Genomic DNA, 19,293 nt, shown 5'->3' on the forward strand with positions numbered 1-19,293 from the left:
GTCAAATCATTCTCCTAACTAGTTCATCGAGGTCTTTATTATGCCCCAAAATACCTTTTTGACCATATAATTTTTTGCTACTCTTCTTAAAGCCCTTACGTGGTGGAGCAAGTGCAAACCATGGTTTTAATGGTTTGAGTTTAGACAATACTGATTCACCAGAGGATAAAGATTTTGCAAGTTCGTCAAAGCTTGAAAAGCCCAATTCTTTTAGATCAGCATCTGTAACTTTAACATAGCCAGATTTTCTTGCCTTCTTCTCCAACAATTCTTTTGCAAGAGACTCGTCTAATTCAATCCAAGAGACATAATGTTTGACTTTATCTAACATGCCAAGTGTGTTATCTTTAATTGGAAGAATAGTTGCACGGAATTTTTTTTCAAGTTTTAATAGATTCATCGTGGTATGTGCCCAATATGGAACATCTGCTTGCCCTCGAATTCTCACTACTAGATACGCTTGTGCCATTTACAAATCAACCCTGACTAAATGTCTGTTTCAAACAGTGTAATATAGCCTGTGATGTAGAATTCATGGTAGTAGTAGAGCCTTTAGCTGTAGTCCAAGCATCTTTAAGACCGGCAAGTTCCAATAGGCGCTTAATTTTACCGCCAGCGACTAGACCGAGTCCTCTTGGTGCAGGGATAATTTCTATAGTAACACTACCACCACGACCCCGAACTTTAAACGGTACAGAGTGTTGTTGATCACAACGACACTCCCAACTACCACAGCCCATCTTTATCGGAGAGACATTCAAGTATGCAGCATTTGTTGCTTTTTCTATAGCAATACGTACTTGTTTTGATTTACCCATTCCAATACCAAGCCAGCCATTTTCATTCCCTGCAACTACAAGGGCTTTGAACCTAGTGGATTGACCATTTGGAGTCATTTTTTGGATCATAACTACATCAAATACTTCACTTTTCAAGTCAGGTAGTAGTTTTTTAACGATGCCAGATTCCTGAATTCTCAAACCATTTTCAAGAATGTTTTCCATAGAAGTAATCTCACCACGATTAACTTTGTGACCTAAAACAGTTCTTGGTATCCAAGGAGGTTCAACAAATGGTTTTCTTTCTGTTCTACGAGGTGGACGATTCATTTGATATCTCCATCTATAATATTTTTAAAATCACCGACATTATTTTTTACAGTAAGATGTTTTCCATCAATTCTATCCTGAGAAGGAAATGTTTCCGAGTCTGCATTAACGGCTATACCGGCGTCAATAATTCCTTTCAGAGATGCTGCCATTCTTTGTGTATATGAGCGTGTACCACTATACAAAATAGCATTCGATACACCTGCGGCAAGAGCCTTTTTACCTGCAATGTATCCTGTCAAGTATGCTGCAGGAATATTTTTACATGAACCTTTCCAACCTTTGTCTACAAGGTATCGTGAGTGAGAAGACGCCAATACTTTGTCTCCAGCAATCTCAGGTTTTAATATTTGAACTTGGGTATTTTGATTAGATATAAATACAGAAATAAAATTATGTCTGCCCATAAGCATGCCACGACGTTTTTTATAATTCGTCTTTTCGTTTCGAATGCGGTGTAATATCTGTGCATATACCATATATAATGGCATATTCAAAATTGCTCTTATAAACGTAATTTGTTAATTTTACAACAATTCCATTCCAGTTTATTTACATGTGATGTATGATGGTACAAGAGGTGTCATAAATCAACATATCATGTAAGTATAGATACCAATAGTGCTTTTTGGGCATGCAGACGATTTTCAGCTTCTTGCCATATAACTGATTGAGGACCATCAATAACAGAGGATGTTACCTCTTGATCACGTTTTGCCGGAAGACAGTGTAAAAAGATAGAATCGCTCTTGGATAGTTTGAATAGATTATCATTTATCTGAAACGTTGGAAGAAATTTACTCAACTTATCTGCATCATCATGAATTGATGTGAATGTATCAGTCATTACTACATCTGCATCAGTTATAGCTAGACTGGGATCATCAGTCAAAGTTATGGATCCTAATTTTTTGGCATCATTAATTACATTTTGATTGGGTTTAAAATCAGGTGGTGTTGCAACTGCAATATTAACATTAGATTTGACACACCCATAAATTAGAGAGTTGCATACATTATTTCCATCACCAATCCAAGCAAGTTTAAGTCCATCGAGTTTTCCTTTGATTTCATAAATTGTCATAATATTTGCTAATATTTGACACGGATGAAATGAATTTGACAGTCCATTAATTACCGGTACAGTAGAATTTGCAGATAATATATTCAAAATATTATGATCATATACTCTAGCCATCACACAATCCACATATCCAGATAATGTTTTTGCAGTGTCTTCAATAGATTCCCCCCTAGACATCTGCATTTGATCAGAGGACAGAATTAGTGCATGTCCACCAAGTTGAAACATTCCAGCCTCAAAGCTTATACGTGTTCTAGTAGATGGTTTTTCAAATATCATAGCAAGAGTTTTCCCTTGTAATGTATCAGCAAATGAATTTGGATCTTTTTTAATTTTTATACCAAGTTTAATCAACTCCATTATAGAATCCGAATCTAATTCGTTTAGTGTTAGTAGAGAGTGCATATTTAGTGTCATCGCTTGAACCTATTAAATAAAGAACGCTTTTCCTTTTTAGAGTCATCTCTAGATTTCTCCTTTTCATCAAGCCATTTTCTAATATTAGTAGCCAATTCTCTAGCTTGGGCATCATTTTCTGGTGGAGAAATGCTGTGTAGATCAACATAATGATTAATGTCAGATGTATCCAAACCAGCAAAAGGATCATCAGGGTTTGGAGTTTTTGTTGTTGTTGTATCTTTAGACAAATATTCATTACTAGTAGGTGTTATTTCAGAATCTGGTATTTTATCTGCAGATTCAGAAACAGAAACGGATTGTAATTTCTCAGAGACATCAGTTGGTTTTACATGTTGCTCAATTTGTTTAGATTGTTCCATAGAATCCCCAAGCGTGATTTTAGGATCATCGGCAAATACAGTATCAATGAATACTTGTTTATCAAATGGCGCTAGATTATCATATTCTTGTCCCACACCAAGATAAATAATTGGAGTAGACGTAGTATGAACAATAGACAGAGCTGCGCCTCCACGTGAATCAGCATCACATTTTGTAAGTACAGAGCAATCAAATTGTGTAGATTCATGAAAAGTTTTTGCTTGACTAACAGTATCATTTCCTGCCAATGAATCTCCAACAAAAATTTTAAGGTCAGGGGATACAACCTTTGTAATTTTTGCTATTTGATCCATAAGATTTGTACTTGTTTGCATACGACCAGCTGTGTCAATAAGAACACAATCAGTTTTGTGCGATTGTGCATACAAGATGGCATCTTTAGCTACAGCTGCCGGATCAGAACCATAATTTTGTGCTATTAGTTTGAGACCCAAACGGTTCGAGTGTTCACGTAATTGTTCTATCGCTCCTGCTCTAAAGGTATCTGCAGCAGAAAGAACTACGGAATATTGTTTCTTTGACAACATATGTGCAAATTTTGCAAGGGTAGTGGTCTTTCCAGTACCATTTATTCCTACAAATAATATAATGTATGGTTTACCTACCGCTTTTTTAGATTCAATCTGTTCGAAAATATCGATTGTGCCAGATGCATCAAAATAAGAGGATATATCTTGAATTAATGAAGTTTTTATGAATTGTGCAATCTCTTTTTTGTCCACCATTGTTCCAGTTAGATGTTTTTTCAAATTCTCTTTAATGGAATCGATTACAGGTAGGGCCACGTCAGATTCTAAAAGTGAAAATTCTAATTCAGTTAAAATCTCATTGATGTCTTTTTCATTTAATTCTTTTTGCGAAATTTTTTTAATGGTTTTGGAAAAAGAACCGCGTAGGGCATCAAACATTTTATTCACTAACTTTTCTGAGTAGCAAGGTTTGCTGCCTCGTGCCGCATATTTTCCATGCTATCTACAACAGATTGTTTTTTTGTAGTAACTTCACGTAATCCAACTGTGAGTGTTTTTATTCTCATTTCAAGATATGACAAGGCAGCATCACGATCCTTTTCAATGGCCATGCCAGTACCTACATCTACTAAAATTTTATCATCTTGTTTGATCTTTGCCTTTACATGTATCCCAGGTCCTAATGGGGCAAATACTTCCAATTCAGGCATATCAAATGCGCGTAACGAGTCTATTGAATCTGCCACATACTTTAATGTGGTACTTAGCATAGATTCTTGTTTGAGAATATCAGAATAATAAGACTCCATCATCTGTAATTCTTGTGCAAGTTGTTGACCACGTTCGCTCATGTATGTACTAGAAAATAAACAATATTATAAATCATAACAAAAATGGTACTGTAATAATACAGATATAATAAATAATAAAAAAAAAGTAATGTTATTGTGTCTGTGATAGACGAGTATTTACCTCATCCCAGTTTATGGTATTCCACCAAGATTCAATGTATACTGGTCTTTTGTTTTGATACTTTAGATAGTATGCATGTTCCCAAACATCACAACCAAGTAGTGGAATTAGACCTTCGGTTCTAGGACTAGTTTGATTCGGCATTGATTTGTACTCTACCTTTTTTGATGAAGGGTTAAAGATCAACCAACCCCAACCACTGCCTTGAATTACAGTTGTAGTGGAGGAAAATTTTTCTTTAAAACTAGTGAAATCTCCAAATGAAGAATTTATGGCGTCTGCAATTGCACCGCCGGGTTTACCACCACCATTAGGTTTCATGCTATTCCAAAACAAACGGTGATTATCAAAACCACCACCGTTAAAGTTGATGGCACCGCGTTGTTCGGCAGGTACTGAATTTAGATTACCTAGAATTTCTACAATGTCACCTTGTACATCAGAGCATTTTTCAAGAGCAGCGTTTAATTTGTCAGTGTATGTCTGATGATGTTTAGTGTGATGAATCTCCATAGTTTGAGCATCAATATGAGGTTCTAATGCATCGTATGCATAGGGCATATCAGGAAGTGTGTATTTCATTAATGATTTAAAACCACGAGGTAATTTATTCATTTTGACTACAAATTAAGATATACTAATTTTTAAAATAAAATATAGAAACACTACAGATATTCACGTACAAGTATAGAACAAAGACGATTAATAGTAGATATATGTATTTAATTATTTAAAGAAGAATCCGATTATGATTCAAAATGTACAACAGGGTATTAGATTTTATTCTACAGAAAAAATTATTTTGTGTGAGAATAATCATTACTAGTGTTATAATATTAATAATTAGTATAACACTAGTGTCATCAAATAACGATGAATCCAGTATACGTACCTATCTGGATACAAGTGTTCCACAAGTAGGAGTGACTGAACAGGTAAGAGTACAAAATGATGGTAGTGGAATCATAGTTGCAGTTATAGATACTGGCGTAGATTATACTCATCCAGATTTGATCGGATTTGGAAAAGATGGTAAAGTGATTGGAGGTTTTGATTTTGTAGACAATGACAATGATCCGATGGATACAAATGGTCATGGAACAGGTGTTGCAGGTATAATTGCCGCAGACGGAATTTTAAAAGGCGTGGCGCCCAAAGTGAAGATCATAGCATATAGGGTTTCAAGTGATGGGGAATCAGTATCTTCAGAATTAATTGAAAAAGCAATACAAAAAGCAATAGAGGAAAATGTAGACATTATTAATATCAGTCTTGGAGTTAATCAAACGAATAATAAAATAGATGAAGCAGTAAGACAGGCGGTGAAAAAAGGCATAGTGGTAATTACTGCTGCAGGTAATGACGGTCCTAATGAATTTACAATAGGAAGTCCAGGAAAAACATCAGAGTCCATCACAGTAGGTGCCACATACAATAATCTTAGTTCTAGCATAGTGGCCACATTACAAATAGCAGATAAAGAATTTCAATTACTGCCAATGAAAGACGCCCCAATTAGTGCAGGTAGTATTAATGAGAGAGTAGTGTATGCAGAATACTCTAAAGTGATTAATTATAAGGGAATAACGGCAAATAATTCAATTATTCTGGCCAAACGTGGAAGTGATATAGATGGTGAAAAAATCTTCTTTTCAATCAAAGAAAAAAATGCCGCCGATGCCGGCGCGTCTGCAATAATTGTGTACAATAATGATTCAGGCATATACCTAGGAGAGTTGGTTCATGAATTGAACAAAGAAGACTACACCCCACACATACCAGCATTTTCAATGGACGGGGATGACGGAATAGAGGTGAGAGAATTATTAAATAGTTTTGATTCAGCAGAGTTGAATATTATTTATGATTCAGATTATGTAGTGTATTTCAGTTCACGTGGACCAGTATCTGAATTTTATATAAAACCAGATCTAGTCGCTCCAGGAGTATTCATAAACACTACATCAATTAATAACGAGTATGCAATATTGAGTGGTACAAGTTTTGCAGCTCCACATGTTACAGGTGCAGCTGCATTACTATTAGAAAAAAATCCAAATCAAAATCCAGCTCAGATTAAAACGATTCTAACTACTAGTGCAAATCCACTAGTAGGTATATTAAGAATAAACTCACATGAAGCATTTGGTTCTGGAAGATTAAACGTAACATCAGCATTGAATAGTGATGTCAATTCAACAATGTCACAGATAGTATTTCATTTATCAAACAAAAAATTATCTCAGAGTGTTGCATTGGATATTGAACCAGACAGCATAGATATTAAAATTAATGATTCTATAAAATTAGAATATTCAGATAAATCAAATAGTATAACAGCTAAATCAAAAAAAGATAATTTTGGAAAATTTTATGGCGTCATCACTATACATCAGAAAGACTCTACATACAGAATTCCAGTACTAGTACACATGAATCGTGGAACCATAATAACAGAGTATGAGAATAACACGTTAAATATTTCACTAGCATATAATGGATATTGGTCTTATGCAAAAATTAGCATATTCGATGGAATACAGACACATACTAAATCCATAACTCCAGAAAAGGGCACAAGTATTACAACTACTACAACTGGTAATTATCAGATTAGTGCAAAGATACTTGAATCTGAGAGAGTTGTAGGAGACGCATTTGATGTTTTAAATATACAACAAGTAGGGAATCAATATGATATCAACATCATTCCACCAAGAACATTATTTATAATAATTGCATTTATGTCCATAGTGACAATTATAATTATTAGAACTATAAAGACGGACCGGCAGCAATAATATCATCAGATACATCTTTAAAGTGAACAAAATTATTTACAAACATTTTTGCAAGGTTTTTTGCAGAAGCATCATAATGATTTTTATTCGTCCAAATATTTCTTGGATTTAAAATTTCACTCGGTACACCATCACAAAAAGTTGGAATATCAAGATTTAGAAGATCATTATGATTAAAAGATACATTATCAAATTTTCCCTCAAGAGCATTAGTAACCATAAATCTACTAAACTTTAATTCAATACGTTTTCCAATACCAAATGGTCCACCGGACCAACCAGTATTAATTAGATAAACAGATGTATTATGTTTGTTGATTTTCTCACCCAACATCTTTGCATATACTGCTGCAGGTCGTGGCATGAATGGTGCACCAAAACATTCAGAGAAGACGGCCTTTGGCTCCTTAATCCCCCTCTCAGTTCCAGCAAGTTTACTAGTATATCCAGAGATAAAATGATACATTGCCCCTTGCATGGTAAGTTTGGATACGGGGGGCAAAATTCCCAATGCGTCGGCGGTAAGAAATATGATCACTTTTGGATGATTACCAAGGCTAGGAATAACAGCATTTGGGATAAAACTCAGTGGATATACCACACGTGTATTCTCAGTCAGGGAGTTGTCATCAAAATTAGGGATCCCGGATTCATCCAGAGTAACATTCTCCAAGACAGAACCGGAGCGTATAGCATTCCAGATCTGCGGTTCATTTTTTTTCTTCAAATTGATACATTTTGCATAACAACCACCTTCAAAATTTTGGATTCCAATATCAGACCACCCATGTTCATCATCACCAATAAGATGTCTATTCGGATCAGCTGAAAGAGTAGTCTTACCAGTACCAGATAGACCAAAGAATAACGCAGTGTTTCCTTTTTCATCCATATTAGCAGAACAATGCATAGGAAAGATATTTTTTTGTGGTAGCAGAAAATTCATAACAGAAAACATTGATTTTTTCATCTCACCGGCATATCTTGTACCTCCAATCAGTACAAGTTTCTTTGTAAAATTTATTAAAATGAATACATCTGAATTTGTGCCATCAATGTTTGGATCTGCAGTAAAACCATTTAGACATAATAATGTAAACTCTGTATCATTTGGTGTATTATTTTTGTCAGGGTGCACAAAAATATTTTGAGCAAAAAGATTTTGCCACGGATGATCATTAATCACACGTATAGCAAGTCTATTATCTTTATCAGATCCTACATAGCCATCAAATACATACAAATTTTTATTTTTTGCAAAATCTAACATTTTGTTAAAGATCTGATCAAAGTGGGCAGTGGAGAATTTATGATTAATCTTACCCCAGTCTACAGTATCTGCAGTTATTGGATCCTCAACAATAAATCTGTCATGTGGTGAACGACCAGTATACTTTCCAGTTTTGACAGTGAGTGCACCCATGGAGGAGATATCACCTTCCTTGTTCTCGACTGCCAGTCTAATCAACTCCTCAGAAGACAGGTTTCTATGTATGATAATGTCCATAAATCCTAGTTTGGACAGATTAGATTGCACATTACTAGTAGAATCGTCTTGCATATGATGTATATAATTTAGAATCCTTATTAGCGCTTTGGAAAAGCGAGAAAATTTAGCAATAATCAAACTATTTATATAAAAAATTTGTATATTTGAGTATGCCAATTAACAAAGCAACATTAGAGAAGAGAAGAATAGTTGCAGAGCACAGACCAGAATTCAAGAGACCAGAGAGTTGGAGGTATAAGAGATTAGAATCCACATGGAGAAAGCCCAAAGGGGTTGATAACCATCAGCGTAAGCAAAAGAGTCGTGGACGTCCTGGAATTGTCAAAATAGGTTACAAGGGACCTAAAGAGGCGCGTGGATTACACCCATCGGGTTTTGTGGATAATTTAGTGCATAATGTAAATGATCTAGAGAAATTAGATCCGGCCAAGGATGGAATTAGAATTGGACATAGTGTGGGGATTAAAAAACGATTAACAATTTTATCAAAATCAACAGAATTAAAGTTCAAAGTGTTTAATGCGAGGGTTCACATTGGTAGTTAATCTTCATGCAAAGAAAAGACTAGTTTCACGTATTACTGGCAAAGGAATACACAGAGTACGATTTCATATAGAACATCTAGATGACATAACAGATGCAATTACTAGAGGCAATATACGTAGCCTCATTACTGCAAATACAATTACTTTTTCTCCCATAAAAGGCACATCAAGGACACGTGCTAAGATTAAACACCTGCAAAAGATCAAGAGAGGTGCAGGTCAGGGTTCCAAAAAAGGTAGAAAAGGTGCACGAGAGGGTAAAAAGATCAAACACATCATAAAGGTAAGATCCCTTCGAAAATTACTCAAAGTATTCAAAGATAGAAAAGAGATCAAGAATGACGAATTTTGGAAATTATATAAAAAGATAGGCGGGGATACCGTACGAAATAAAGCACATCTGCACACACTCATCGACGAGACTATTGCAGGCAGACAATCTTAGAATTTATATAAATACTTTTCAAAGTCAGATATTTTACCATTCTTAATACTAATCCCCTCTCTCTGCAACATTGTTGCCTTTACAGATTCTCCACCCATGGAATACCCACCAATTTTTCCATCAAAGCACACCACTCTGTGACATGGAACTATCCCCGGATATGGGTTTCTGCTCATGATTCTACCAATTAATCGCTGACCATTTACAAGACCCATCTCTCTGGCAAGTTGACCATATGTGGTGATGCTGCCAGATGGTATAGACAATAATTTTTTATATACACGTTCTTCAAAATTCATAATTTTATAATCTCCAAGTTTGTAGTTGTTAGCATATCATTTATTCTACGTTTTTGTGTTCCAAGTCCACTCCAATCTAAAAAGGCAACAGTCGCATCTTTGTTTTGATTAATAATATGTTTGAATAAAGATTCATCTAAAAATTCAAGAGCATGTTTCGGTATTATAGTACCAAGAGCATATTCACTTTCTAAAATTTGTTTTGTAAATTTTTTAGGATAATGAGTTCCACCAAAACAAATTCCCACCGGTGTAATTGAAATAGTATTTTTTAATGTTGACTGTACGATGTTTGCAATTTCACTGCACAAGGTAACATCGTTCCATTCTTTCTCAGTAGTGCCAATCTCTACAAATAAAACTGGTTTACTAAGCGCAGTTGGACCGTGGTGTGTGGTCTCTAGTGTAATTTGAAATTTTGAAAACTGTTCACGCATATTCCATAAATTTTTAAAATATTCTTTTTGAAATGATGGATAGGGAACAGCAACTTGTTTGGGATTTCCGCCAACATTGGCATCTGCAAAATTACCAGTACTATGACAAGTAAGAGACAAAACACCAGATGCTGCAGCATGTTTTGAGAGAAATATGTATCCGTCATAGTCATAGTCATATTTAGTTTCAAGCCAGTCAGCAGATATGGTGGGTGTGGAAATAATTGCCAAATCAAACCACTCATTGGTGTAAATACCATCATCAAGGGTCATATCAGTGGCAAGTGATTTGGCCATGTTATACCCAGCAGGATCATCTTTGTATGCTACCAATAAATTCATAAAAATAAATATAAAGACAGGTTATTATGTTTCATTATTGAATCCAGAAAGAACATTACGAAATATGATAAATACTTTAAAACTTGCAAAAAAGCCAGACAAGGATAACTATACCCAACATTTGAGACTGGTCTTACTTGGAATTGGGTGTATCGGCACTATAGGTTTTATTATACAATTTGTTTTTTCAACATTGACATTAGGGTATTGAAATGGTAGAATCACATCTGTACGCTATTCGCACAACAGGGGGTCAAGAAAAAATTGTAATGAATACACTAGAGGCCAAAGTTCGTGCAAATAAAATAAATATTGCATCAGTACTAATGGTAGATAACCTAAAAGGATATGTTGTGATAGAGGCATCAGGTCCAGACACAGTATTTGAAGCTACACAAGACATACGACACATACGAGGACAAATCAGAGGAGAATTAGATTTCAAAGATGTAGAAGGGTATTTGGTAAAAAAGTCTTTAATCACACAGCTTCAAGCAGATAGCACAGTGAAAATAATTGGTGGACCATTCAAGGGTATGAAAGCAACAGTATCAAGAGTTGATGTAGAAAAAGAAGAGGCAACAGTATTACTTTTGGATGCAGCATATCAACTTCCAATTACTGTTGATGCAAATCATCTAAAACCAGATACAGAAGTATAGGAAGGAATAAATCACTATTGTAAAAGGTATAACAATATTGGCAGAACTTCAGAAAATTTCATCATTGGTAACTGGTGCTAAAGCATCTTCAGGTCCACCACTAGGTCCTGCACTAGGTCCCTTGGGAGTTAACATCATGGAGGTAATTAACGCCATTAATGAAAAAACAAAGGATTTCGAGGGTATGAAAGTACCAATAACAGTAACAATAGACACAGACACAAAAAAATGGGATATAGAGGTAGGTATACCATCGACATCTGCTTTAATTTTAAAAGAGGTTGGAATTCAAAAAGGATCAGGAACATCAGGCTCAGAATGGGTAGGGGATATCAAGATGGAGAATATTGTCAAGGTAGCAAAAGCAAAATCTGAAACATCATATGCTACATCATTAAAATCAATTTCAAAAACAATTGTCGGAACATGTTTGAGTTTGGGTATTAAAGTAGAAGGTAAATCTCCAAAAGAAATTACAAAAGAAATTTCAGATGGAAAATGGGATTCGAATTTTAGCGAATAAAACGTTTATTATTTTGTGTTTTTTGTAACTCTACAAAAGTTTCAGTATTAGATATACCATGTATTTTACCAATTTTGTTAATAACTAATGCGTGTAAGTTTTTTAAATTTGTAGTGTGGATATATAGTAAAATATCAAATCTACCAGTAACTTCACAAAGAGATACGATTTCAGGTATTTTGAGTAGTTGATTATGAATTAATTCTTTGTGAATCGAATCACGTTTTATGCCAATATGGGCTTTGACAGCAAGACCCAGTTTGCTCTCATTTACATCAATAGTGAATTTTTCAATTATACCATTATTAGTTAGTTTTTTTATTCTATTATATGAAATTGATGAATGCACACCGAGTTTTTTCGATAGTATTGGAACAGAAATAGAGCTATTATTATCAAGTTCGGAAAGAATTTTCAAATCAAGTTCATCACAATTATGCAATTTATTCGATTTTTTATCATATCAATACTGTTATAAGTTTTCAAGTATATTCGATATAATATATATAAAAATTACACAAGATCTACCAATAATCAATATTTTTTACATATGGATTAGTAATTGGGGAAGAGAGAAAGACGAAATCTCCAAAACTTAATAAACAAAGATCATGAATTGTGTATGATATGAATAGTGTTTCTATCAAGAAAACAAACCCTACAACAAATTGGGCCAGAATGGAAGAGGCAGATAATTTTGCACACACAGTAAAATTATTCAGGCAGGGCAAGTATGATGCAGCCAACTTTAGACGTTTTAGATTACAACATGGGGCATATGGTACTAGAATGACCGATGATTATGCCATGGTACGAATAAAAGTACCAGCAGGAGAAGCGTACCCAGTACAATTAAGAAAAATCGCAGAATTATCTGAGGCATATTCTATAGGCAGTGCTCATGTATCCACAAGAGAAAATCTACAATTACATTGGATAGTTTTAGAAGATGTATCAGAAATTATGAAAGGACTTGCACAAGTTGGTTTGACTTCACGTGAGGCATGTGGTAATACAGTGCGTAATGTAATGTGTAGTCCCCTCTCAGGTGTATGTCCAAATGAAGAGTTTGATGCCACACCGTATGCTATTGCAACTGCAAAATTTATGTTACGAAATACGTTAAATCAAAATCTTCCACGTAAATTCAAATTTAATTTTACCTGTTGTGAAAAACACGGCATGATACGAATGGTAGATGTTGGACTAGTTCCTGTAATAATGAGTGATTCTGACGGAAAGCACAGGGGATTTAAAATATTCCTAGGTGGAGGTTTGGGAAATAAATCATTTGTAGGACACCAATTGGAAGAATTTACTCCAGAGGAAGATATTTTGTACACATCTATTGCAGTAATACGCATATTCGATAGACTTGGAAACAGAAAAAATATGGCTAGGAATAGAATGAGGTATTTGGTGGACGATATGGGATGGGAAGTATTTCAAAATCTTGTTCTAAAAGAGAGAGCAGTTGTCAGAGCAACACAATCTGTAATCACAAAATTAGATATCATAGATATGAAAAATAGTTTTGACCCCATGCTTGTATCCTCAGAGCAACCAGATGATATAGAATTTACAAGATGGAAAAACACCAATACGGTTAAACAGAAACAAAACGGATTCCATACGGCATTTATAACCTTAGAGGCAGGAGACATCACTGCAACACAATTGAGGTTATTTGCAGATATTTGTGAAAAATATTCAGCAGAAGGTAATGTTAGAGTTGGATTTACACAAGATATGTGTATACGTTGGATACATGAGAGTCAGTTATCTTCAATGTATAAAGAATTAATGAGTGCAGGTCTTGCAAAAACAGGAGCTCTTACTATGGCATCCCCTATTGGATGTTCTGGAACCACATCCTGTAATTTAGCACTAACAAATTCACATAGGTTAGCCAAAGAGATTCAGAGAAAATTTTTAGAATTAAAATTAGATGCAGAACCTCTCTTAAAGAACGCATCAATTAAAATTAGTGGCTGTCCAAATTCTTGCGGACAACATGAAATTGCAACTGTAGGATTTTATGGTGGAGGTAGTAAAATTAATCATAATATGTATGCTGTTTATCAAATGTCTCTTGGTGGAAGATTCGATGAGCACACAGCACTAGGCACAAGTTGTATGAGAATTCCAGCAAAACGAGTAATTTCTGCCATATTACAAATTATCGAGGCATTTCGCGCACAGAGAACAGATAATCAAATGTTTGTAGATTGGATCGATTCCATAGTACAGGAATCGACTCCTACTAATGTCACCATACGTACTGTCAAAGATATCAAAAAAATGCTAGAGCCTCTGGCAGTTCCCCCTACCAAAGAAGAGGATGAGGAATTTTATGCAGACTATGGAGCAGATACAAGTTATCATACAAAGACTGGTAAAGGTGAGTGCGCTGCGTGAAAAACAATACTACTACAAATATCGACACACTGCGCTCAAGTCTATCTGATAAAAGCGTTCAAGTGATTGACACACGAAGAGAAACAGATTACAAAATGGATCACATCCAGAATGCGATAAACTTACCATTGGCAGAGATATTGAAGAATGATGATCCACAAAAAATTGGAAATATACTAACAAAATTAGGAATTAGTAACGAATCACCAATTACTGTTTATGATGACACATTTGGAGCTCTAGCATCGCGTATTGCATGGACACTAGAGTATTTAGGATATGATTCAGTATCACTTTTAGATGTAACATATTCACGATGGAAGAATATGAAATTAGAGATGAGTTCAGAGGAGACAAAAGTAAAACCAACTGAACCCATATCATTGAATCTGCGTAAAGAGATACTTGCCACAATTGAACAAGTAGACACAGACAAGGAAAATGAAGATACGGTACTAATAGACAACCGCGAGAGATTAAATTATTTAGAGCAACACATACCTGGCGCAATCAATATACCATATAGAATGCTTGCAACACTGGATAATATTTTAAAATCACCAGCAGAGATGACAAAATTATTTGAGAGTAGAGGAATAAAGAAAAAATCTAAACTAATTACATATTGTGGTAGTGTCGGAACACTTTCAGGGCTAGCATATTATGCTTTGAAGACCATAGAGCACCCAAATGTCAAATTATACGTACGATCGTTTAAAGAATGGAAAGAGACAAAGAGACCTACAGAAAAACAACAAGACGCAAATTATTGGGATTTATCTGCAGAGTAAAAGGTAGTTTTACTACGTAGTTTTTTTGTCAAAATAGCGTCGATATTATCCAAAGTGTCTAGTATTTTTTCAGAGTTGTCATCCAAATAATCTTTACCATGATCAGTTAGACGAATTATCCACAATCTAATTTCACGATGTTCCTCAAAGAAATGCTCGATCATCTGTGAACCATGTTTTTTAGGATTTACAAAATCACCGAATTTTTCAATCACATCATCCACATTACCATACCGTACTGTCTCTTTTGTTTGTTGAATCATAGCACTCAAATCTTCAAGAATATCATCAGATAAAATAGGTTTATCGTGTATGAGTTTCATTGTGTTTTTTTTCGCACCAATTTTTGTAGAGATGGATGGAATTAAATCATAAGTGGGTATCCTACTTAACCCTTGACGTTTTTCATGTACAACTATAATTCCTTTTTCTATCAATTTTTGAAGTGAAGTCTCTACATCAATTTTGTCTAAAAATGTCGTCCACACAATAGCACCAATGGTATGATAACCTTGTCTAACAGATTCCAACACCACAACTTCAATAATTCTCTTAAAACCGTCTTCGACTCTGACATTTTTAAAATCTCTATCCTTTACTGCTTTACGCGCGTTCTTTACATCAATCTCTATAGAACGTTTTAGCGCATCAAGCGACTCTGGAATATGAGTTAGCAAAGACAGATAGCATGCTTTATTGTACCATGCCATATCAAATGTAGGATCAGATTCTATAGATTTTTCAGCACAGTCTAATGCTTTCAAATATTTTTTCTGCTCATAATGAATAAGTGATTTTAGATTCCAAGCTTCTGCATTTGTTACATCTATGTCCAATATTTGATCATAAGCACGAAGTGAACCTTCATAATCATTTAGATGAAATCGAGCATATCCAAGCTTGAGAAGCACCTCTACATTATTAGGATCTATACGAAGTGCTTGTTCAAAGATGGCAGATGCCTCTTCTAGTTTTTCATCTGCCATATAATTAATGCCTTTTTTGAATAGTTTTTTCTTGTTATAATCTGAATCAGTAAGACTAGTGACGTCTTTATCTTTTTCAGTGGACGATGAAAAGGGTTTTTTCATAAAATCCATTATCACACCATAGATAAATACTCTAGTTTCCATTATGAATAAAAATATAGAAATTTGTAGATCAGATAAAACAACAGTAGACTAAATCTAGTTGTATGTGTGGAGAATAGCGCTTAATTGAAATACTTGTATATAACTTAAAAAATAGTGGTCGCATCTCAAATTGAAGTATCTGGGAAAGCTCCATTTGGAGATTCAGCAATATACGAAGTTACCATTTCCATATATTTGACTAAACCAACAAAGGAAGAAATTCACTCAAAAACAAAAGCATTATGGTCAAAAGAATATAGTTTGGAGATAACAAGAGGCACATTTACAAAGATTCTAGGTAGTAAAGAATCGCCGTTACCATCAAGTGTGTTTAATCAAGAAGTAGTTTGGGTTGCTGTACACGATGTATTATCAGAAGAGACATCAATATTCTCACATACTATAAAGTCGTCTGAACAAAATAAATCAACAAAAAAACTTGCCAGTGATGAAAATATAACAGGAAAATCCAAAATGAATGTTTCAAAGAAAGATTCCAAAGGTGCAGAACGCACAGATATGCAAAGTACAGAGAAAGGAATCAGAGGTGAGAGAGGACAGGTAGGAGATAAAGGTGAAGTTGGAGTACGGGGACCTGATGGTTCAAAAGGGTCTGTTGGTCTGAGTGGACCTGTTGGAGAGAGAGGATTCGTTGGAGTACGGGGACCGACCGGAGAGAAGGGACCTGTTGGAAGAGAGGAGAGAGAGGACTTGTTGGAGATAAAGGATTTGCAGGAGAGAAGGGACCGCGAGGTATTACCGGACATGTTGGAGAGAAAGGGGCAACAGGTTCATCAGGAGAAAAAGGAGATCGTGGATTTGATGGTCTGAGAGGATTTGTTGGAGAGAAGGGACCTGTTGGAGAGAAAGGAGAGATTGGTCAGAGAGGTGAGAAAGGTATTACAGGATCAGTTGGTAGTAAAGGATTACAAGGACCAGCAGGACAGATTGGTGAGAAAGGAGCAACAGGAATTTCTGGTGAGAAAGGATTTAAAGGAACACAGGGATTAGCAGGAGAGATAGGTTCCAAGGGTGTTACAGGAGATAAAGGTCTAGTTGGATTACAAGGTGAAAAAGGCGCTGTTGGAGAAAAGGGATCAATTGGTGTTCAGGGACCTGTTGGAGATAGAGGATTGAAAGGATCTGTTGGAGAGAAAGGAATAATTGGTGTTCAGGGACCTGCCGGAGAGAGAGGATCGAAAGGATCTGTTGGAGAGAAAGGAACTACAGGACAGATTGGTCCAATTGGAGAGAGAGGATTACAAGGTGTTCAGGGATCAGCCGGTGAGAAAGGTGAGCGTGGAATTCCAGGTTAACCAGGCGAGAGAGGTTCCAAGGGCCCACAGGGTCCTACCGGCGAGAGAGGATTACAAGGTATAAAAGGTGAAAAAGGATCTACAGGATCTCAAGGTATTCAAGGTGAACGTGGCATACAGGGATCAGTAGGAGAGATAGGCTCCAAGGGCCCACAGGGCATTCAAGGTATTCAAGGTGAACAAGGCTCCAAGGGTAAACCAGGACAGGACGGCAAGGCGGGGCTACCAGGAATTCAAGGATCATTAGGTCCACAGGGACCCACAGGTCCAATAGGACCTACAGGTTCGCCAGGACCCCCGGGCCTACCAGGACCGACAGGGACAGGTGGTGCAACACAGAGTGGCAATACACAAAATGAGAAAAAACTATTTCAAAATCTGTTAAAGATACTAGTAGAGAAGAACGTAATCACAACAGATGAGCAGATCAAATTATTAAGTTTATTATATTAGATTACAACCCACGTTTTTTAATTACAGTCAACACATCTTCATCAAGCAAGATATGGGTTAACCCTACACGTTGACCTCCAAACTTTACACTCTTTCCCCAAACCATACCATATCTAAAATCTTTCTTCAGTTTACGATGTAACTTGTTACAAATATCTAAAACGGTAGAATTTCTCATTACAATTAATGGTTCAACGTAATCGACTTCACCTCCTTTAGGGCGCAGATAAATTCTAATAAATTTTAATTTATCATAGATCAAAGTTTTAAGTGATTCTACATTTTTATCCGAGTCAGCAGAGAGATACAACATACCAGGTGATGTTTTTTTTAATTTTGCCAGAAACTGTTTATCGACTAGATCAATTTTATTCATCAAGGTAAGAGATTGTGCATATGTTTTATTGCCTGTTATAAAATCAACCAATTGATCTGATATTATATCCTCACGAATCACCACTCTGGCGCTCGTAATACCATAAATGTGCAATATGTCTTTGACCATCTTTTCAGTAGTTTTTGTCAGTTTGGTTTGTTGAGTTATGGCAATACCGCCGGTAGATGTCTTCTCGACCACAATGTTTGGTGGTTTTTGATTTAAACGTAATCCAATATTGTATAATTCGTTAATCAATACACGTTCATGATGTGGTTGAAATACATCAAGTACCAACAACACTAGATTTGCACTTCTTGCAACAGATAAGATACGTCTTCCCAATCCTTTACCAGATGACGCCCCCTTGATGATTCCGGGTAAATCAAGTAATTGAATATTTGCACCCTTGAACTTCATCATGCCAGGTACAACAGTCAAGGTGGTAAATTGAAATGCGCCAATTGCGGATTTTGCTCCAGTGAGTCTATTTAGAAGTGTGGATTTACCAACACTTGGAAGACCAATGAATACTACTGTCGCATCACCAAATCTTCGTATATCAAAACCATCGGATTTTGTAGTTTTTTTAGAAGCAAATTCTTGTTCATGTTTCAATTTTGAAATCTTTGCTCGAAGTAATCCTAAATGATGTTCAGTTGCTTTATTGATCTGCGTTTTTGCCATTTCGTCTTGAATCGATTTGATCTTTTCAGGTATACCCAAATTAGTGCCTCAAAATTAATTCTAGATACTATATTATACACCTACTCATATAATACAAGTTGTAAGATGTATGATTTCAA

The 19,293-nt window shown here is 35.5% G+C and carries 24 protein-coding genes; 11 read left to right on the forward strand and 13 right to left on the reverse strand.

The genetic code is table 11. From position 1 onward, the window contains the following. Position 1: 1 nt before the first annotated feature. The 7 genes from R1F52_00155 to R1F52_00185 all read right to left on the reverse strand — a co-directional run bounded on the left by R1F52_00155 (position 2) and on the right by R1F52_00185 (position 5,018). Entirely contained in the window at positions 2–469 is a 468-nt protein-coding gene (locus R1F52_00155) for a 50S ribosomal protein L30 (protein ID WOV93091.1), read from the reverse strand. Between the two features lie 7 nt (positions 470–476). Further along, complete coding sequence (locus R1F52_00160; protein ID WOV93092.1) at positions 477–1,109, reverse strand: 30S ribosomal protein S5; 633 nt, start codon at positions 1,107–1,109, stop codon at positions 477–479. Further along, positions 1,106–1,600, reverse strand: coding sequence for a 50S ribosomal protein L18 (locus R1F52_00165; protein WOV93093.1), 495 nt, complete (start codon positions 1,598–1,600; stop codon positions 1,106–1,108). The genes R1F52_00160 and R1F52_00165 overlap by 4 nt, the downstream gene beginning before the upstream one ends. 107 nt (positions 1,601–1,707) lie before the next feature. Then, positions 1,708–2,598: an ornithine carbamoyltransferase gene (gene argF / locus R1F52_00170; protein ID WOV93094.1), complete on the reverse strand. Its 891-nt coding sequence runs from the start codon at positions 2,596–2,598 to the stop codon at positions 1,708–1,710. Between the two features lie 8 nt (positions 2,599–2,606). After that, positions 2,607–3,902 (reverse strand): signal recognition particle-docking protein FtsY, encoded by a 1,296-nt coding sequence (gene ftsY / locus R1F52_00175; protein ID WOV93902.1) that lies wholly within the window; start codon positions 3,900–3,902, stop codon positions 2,607–2,609. 8 nt (positions 3,903–3,910) lie between these two features. Next, on the reverse strand, positions 3,911–4,315 hold the full coding sequence (gene pfdA / locus R1F52_00180) for a prefoldin subunit alpha (protein WOV93095.1): 405 nt from the start codon (positions 4,313–4,315) through the stop codon (positions 3,911–3,913). A 91-nt stretch (positions 4,316–4,406) separates the two neighbouring features. Further along, the gene (locus tag R1F52_00185) at positions 4,407–5,018 is read right to left on the reverse strand and encodes a superoxide dismutase (GenBank protein ID WOV93096.1); all 612 of its coding nucleotides are present in this window, start codon (positions 5,016–5,018) and stop codon (positions 4,407–4,409) included. A 224-nt stretch (positions 5,019–5,242) separates the two neighbouring features. On the opposite strand from R1F52_00185, the gene R1F52_00190 reads away from it, so the two are divergent. After that, entirely contained in the window at positions 5,243–7,237 is a 1,995-nt protein-coding gene (locus tag R1F52_00190; GenBank protein WOV93097.1) for a S8 family serine peptidase, read from the forward strand. Here the strand turns inward: R1F52_00190 and pckA are convergent. Next, entirely contained in the window at positions 7,212–8,798 is a 1,587-nt protein-coding gene (gene pckA, locus R1F52_00195; protein ID WOV93098.1) for a phosphoenolpyruvate carboxykinase (ATP), read from the reverse strand. The two genes, R1F52_00190 and pckA, sit on opposite strands and share 26 nt — an antisense overlap. 98 nt (positions 8,799–8,896) lie before the next feature. Here pckA and R1F52_00200 point away from each other — a divergent pair, with 98 nt between their 5' ends. Together R1F52_00200 and R1F52_00205 are read left to right on the forward strand one after the other, a co-directional pair. Then, positions 8,897–9,292: a 50S ribosomal protein L32e gene (locus tag R1F52_00200; GenBank protein ID WOV93099.1), complete on the forward strand. Its 396-nt coding sequence runs from the start codon at positions 8,897–8,899 to the stop codon at positions 9,290–9,292. Next, positions 9,282–9,737, forward strand: a complete 456-nt coding sequence (locus R1F52_00205; GenBank protein ID WOV93100.1) for a 50S ribosomal protein L19e — start codon at positions 9,282–9,284, stop codon at positions 9,735–9,737. The genes R1F52_00200 and R1F52_00205 overlap by 11 nt, the downstream gene beginning before the upstream one ends. On the opposite strand, the gene R1F52_00210 is transcribed toward R1F52_00205, so the two are convergent. Next, positions 9,734–10,036: an MGMT family protein gene (locus tag R1F52_00210; protein WOV93101.1), complete on the reverse strand. Its 303-nt coding sequence runs from the start codon at positions 10,034–10,036 to the stop codon at positions 9,734–9,736. The two genes, R1F52_00205 and R1F52_00210, sit on opposite strands and share 4 nt — an antisense overlap. Continuing rightward, on the reverse strand, positions 10,033–10,815 hold the full coding sequence (locus R1F52_00215; protein WOV93102.1) for a D-aminoacyl-tRNA deacylase: 783 nt from the start codon (positions 10,813–10,815) through the stop codon (positions 10,033–10,035). Before R1F52_00215 ends, R1F52_00210 begins: the two co-directional genes overlap by 4 nt. Before the next feature lie 64 nt (positions 10,816–10,879). Between R1F52_00215 and R1F52_00220 the strand changes: the two genes are divergently transcribed. The 3 genes from R1F52_00220 to R1F52_00230 are packed head-to-tail and all read left to right on the forward strand — an operon-like array spanning position 10,880 to position 12,000. Further along, positions 10,880–11,026 carry a protein translocase SEC61 complex subunit gamma gene (locus tag R1F52_00220; GenBank protein WOV93903.1) on the forward strand — a complete coding sequence of 49 codons (147 nt, stop codon included), beginning with the start codon at positions 10,880–10,882 and terminating at the stop codon, positions 11,024–11,026. A gap of 1 nt (position 11,027) precedes the next feature. Then, positions 11,028–11,477 carry a transcription elongation factor Spt5 gene (locus R1F52_00225; protein WOV93103.1) on the forward strand — a complete coding sequence of 150 codons (450 nt, stop codon included), beginning with the start codon at positions 11,028–11,030 and terminating at the stop codon, positions 11,475–11,477. A gap of 37 nt (positions 11,478–11,514) precedes the next feature. Next, entirely contained in the window at positions 11,515–12,000 is a 486-nt protein-coding gene (locus R1F52_00230; protein ID WOV93104.1) for a 50S ribosomal protein L11, read from the forward strand. On the opposite strand, the gene R1F52_00235 is transcribed toward R1F52_00230, so the two are convergent. After that, complete coding sequence (locus tag R1F52_00235; GenBank protein ID WOV93105.1) at positions 11,990–12,418, reverse strand: Lrp/AsnC family transcriptional regulator; 429 nt, start codon at positions 12,416–12,418, stop codon at positions 11,990–11,992. The two genes, R1F52_00230 and R1F52_00235, sit on opposite strands and share 11 nt — an antisense overlap. Before the next feature lie 209 nt (positions 12,419–12,627). Between R1F52_00235 and R1F52_00240 the strand changes: the two genes are divergently transcribed. Together R1F52_00240 and R1F52_00245 are read left to right on the forward strand one after the other, a co-directional pair. Further along, positions 12,628–14,418, forward strand: a complete 1,791-nt coding sequence (locus R1F52_00240; GenBank protein WOV93106.1) for a nitrite/sulfite reductase — start codon at positions 12,628–12,630, stop codon at positions 14,416–14,418. Continuing rightward, positions 14,415–15,209 (forward strand): rhodanese-like domain-containing protein, encoded by a 795-nt coding sequence (locus R1F52_00245; protein WOV93107.1) that lies wholly within the window; start codon positions 14,415–14,417, stop codon positions 15,207–15,209. Before R1F52_00240 ends, R1F52_00245 begins: the two co-directional genes overlap by 4 nt. On the opposite strand, the gene R1F52_00250 is transcribed toward R1F52_00245, so the two are convergent. After that, a complete protein-coding gene (locus tag R1F52_00250) occupies positions 15,185–16,300 on the reverse strand; it encodes a tetratricopeptide repeat protein (protein ID WOV93108.1) in 1,116 nt (371 codons plus the stop codon). The genes R1F52_00245 and R1F52_00250 overlap by 25 nt on opposite strands. A 156-nt stretch (positions 16,301–16,456) precedes the next feature. Between R1F52_00250 and R1F52_00255 the strand changes: the two genes are divergently transcribed. From R1F52_00255 to R1F52_00265, 3 genes are all read left to right on the forward strand, one after another. After that, on the forward strand, positions 16,457–17,173 hold the full coding sequence (locus tag R1F52_00255) for a collagen-like protein (protein WOV93109.1): 717 nt from the start codon (positions 16,457–16,459) through the stop codon (positions 17,171–17,173). 27 nt (positions 17,174–17,200) lie between these two features. Then, entirely contained in the window at positions 17,201–17,353 is a 153-nt protein-coding gene (locus R1F52_00260; protein WOV93110.1) for a hypothetical protein, read from the forward strand. Positions 17,354–17,475: 122 nt separating this feature from the next. Further along, a complete protein-coding gene (locus tag R1F52_00265; protein WOV93111.1) occupies positions 17,476–17,658 on the forward strand; it encodes a hypothetical protein in 183 nt (60 codons plus the stop codon). Between the two features lie 454 nt (positions 17,659–18,112). Here the strand turns inward: R1F52_00265 and R1F52_00270 are convergent, their stop codons facing one another. Next, a complete protein-coding gene (locus tag R1F52_00270) occupies positions 18,113–19,213 on the reverse strand; it encodes a GTP-binding protein (protein ID WOV93112.1) in 1,101 nt (366 codons plus the stop codon). Positions 19,214–19,293: the final 80 nt, after the last annotated feature.

The sequence above is a fragment of the Nitrosopumilaceae archaeon AB1(1) genome, assembly GCA_033471095.1.
GTDB classification, from domain to species: Archaea; Thermoproteota; Nitrososphaeria; order Nitrososphaerales; family Nitrosopumilaceae; genus Nitrosoabyssus; species Nitrosoabyssus spongiisocia.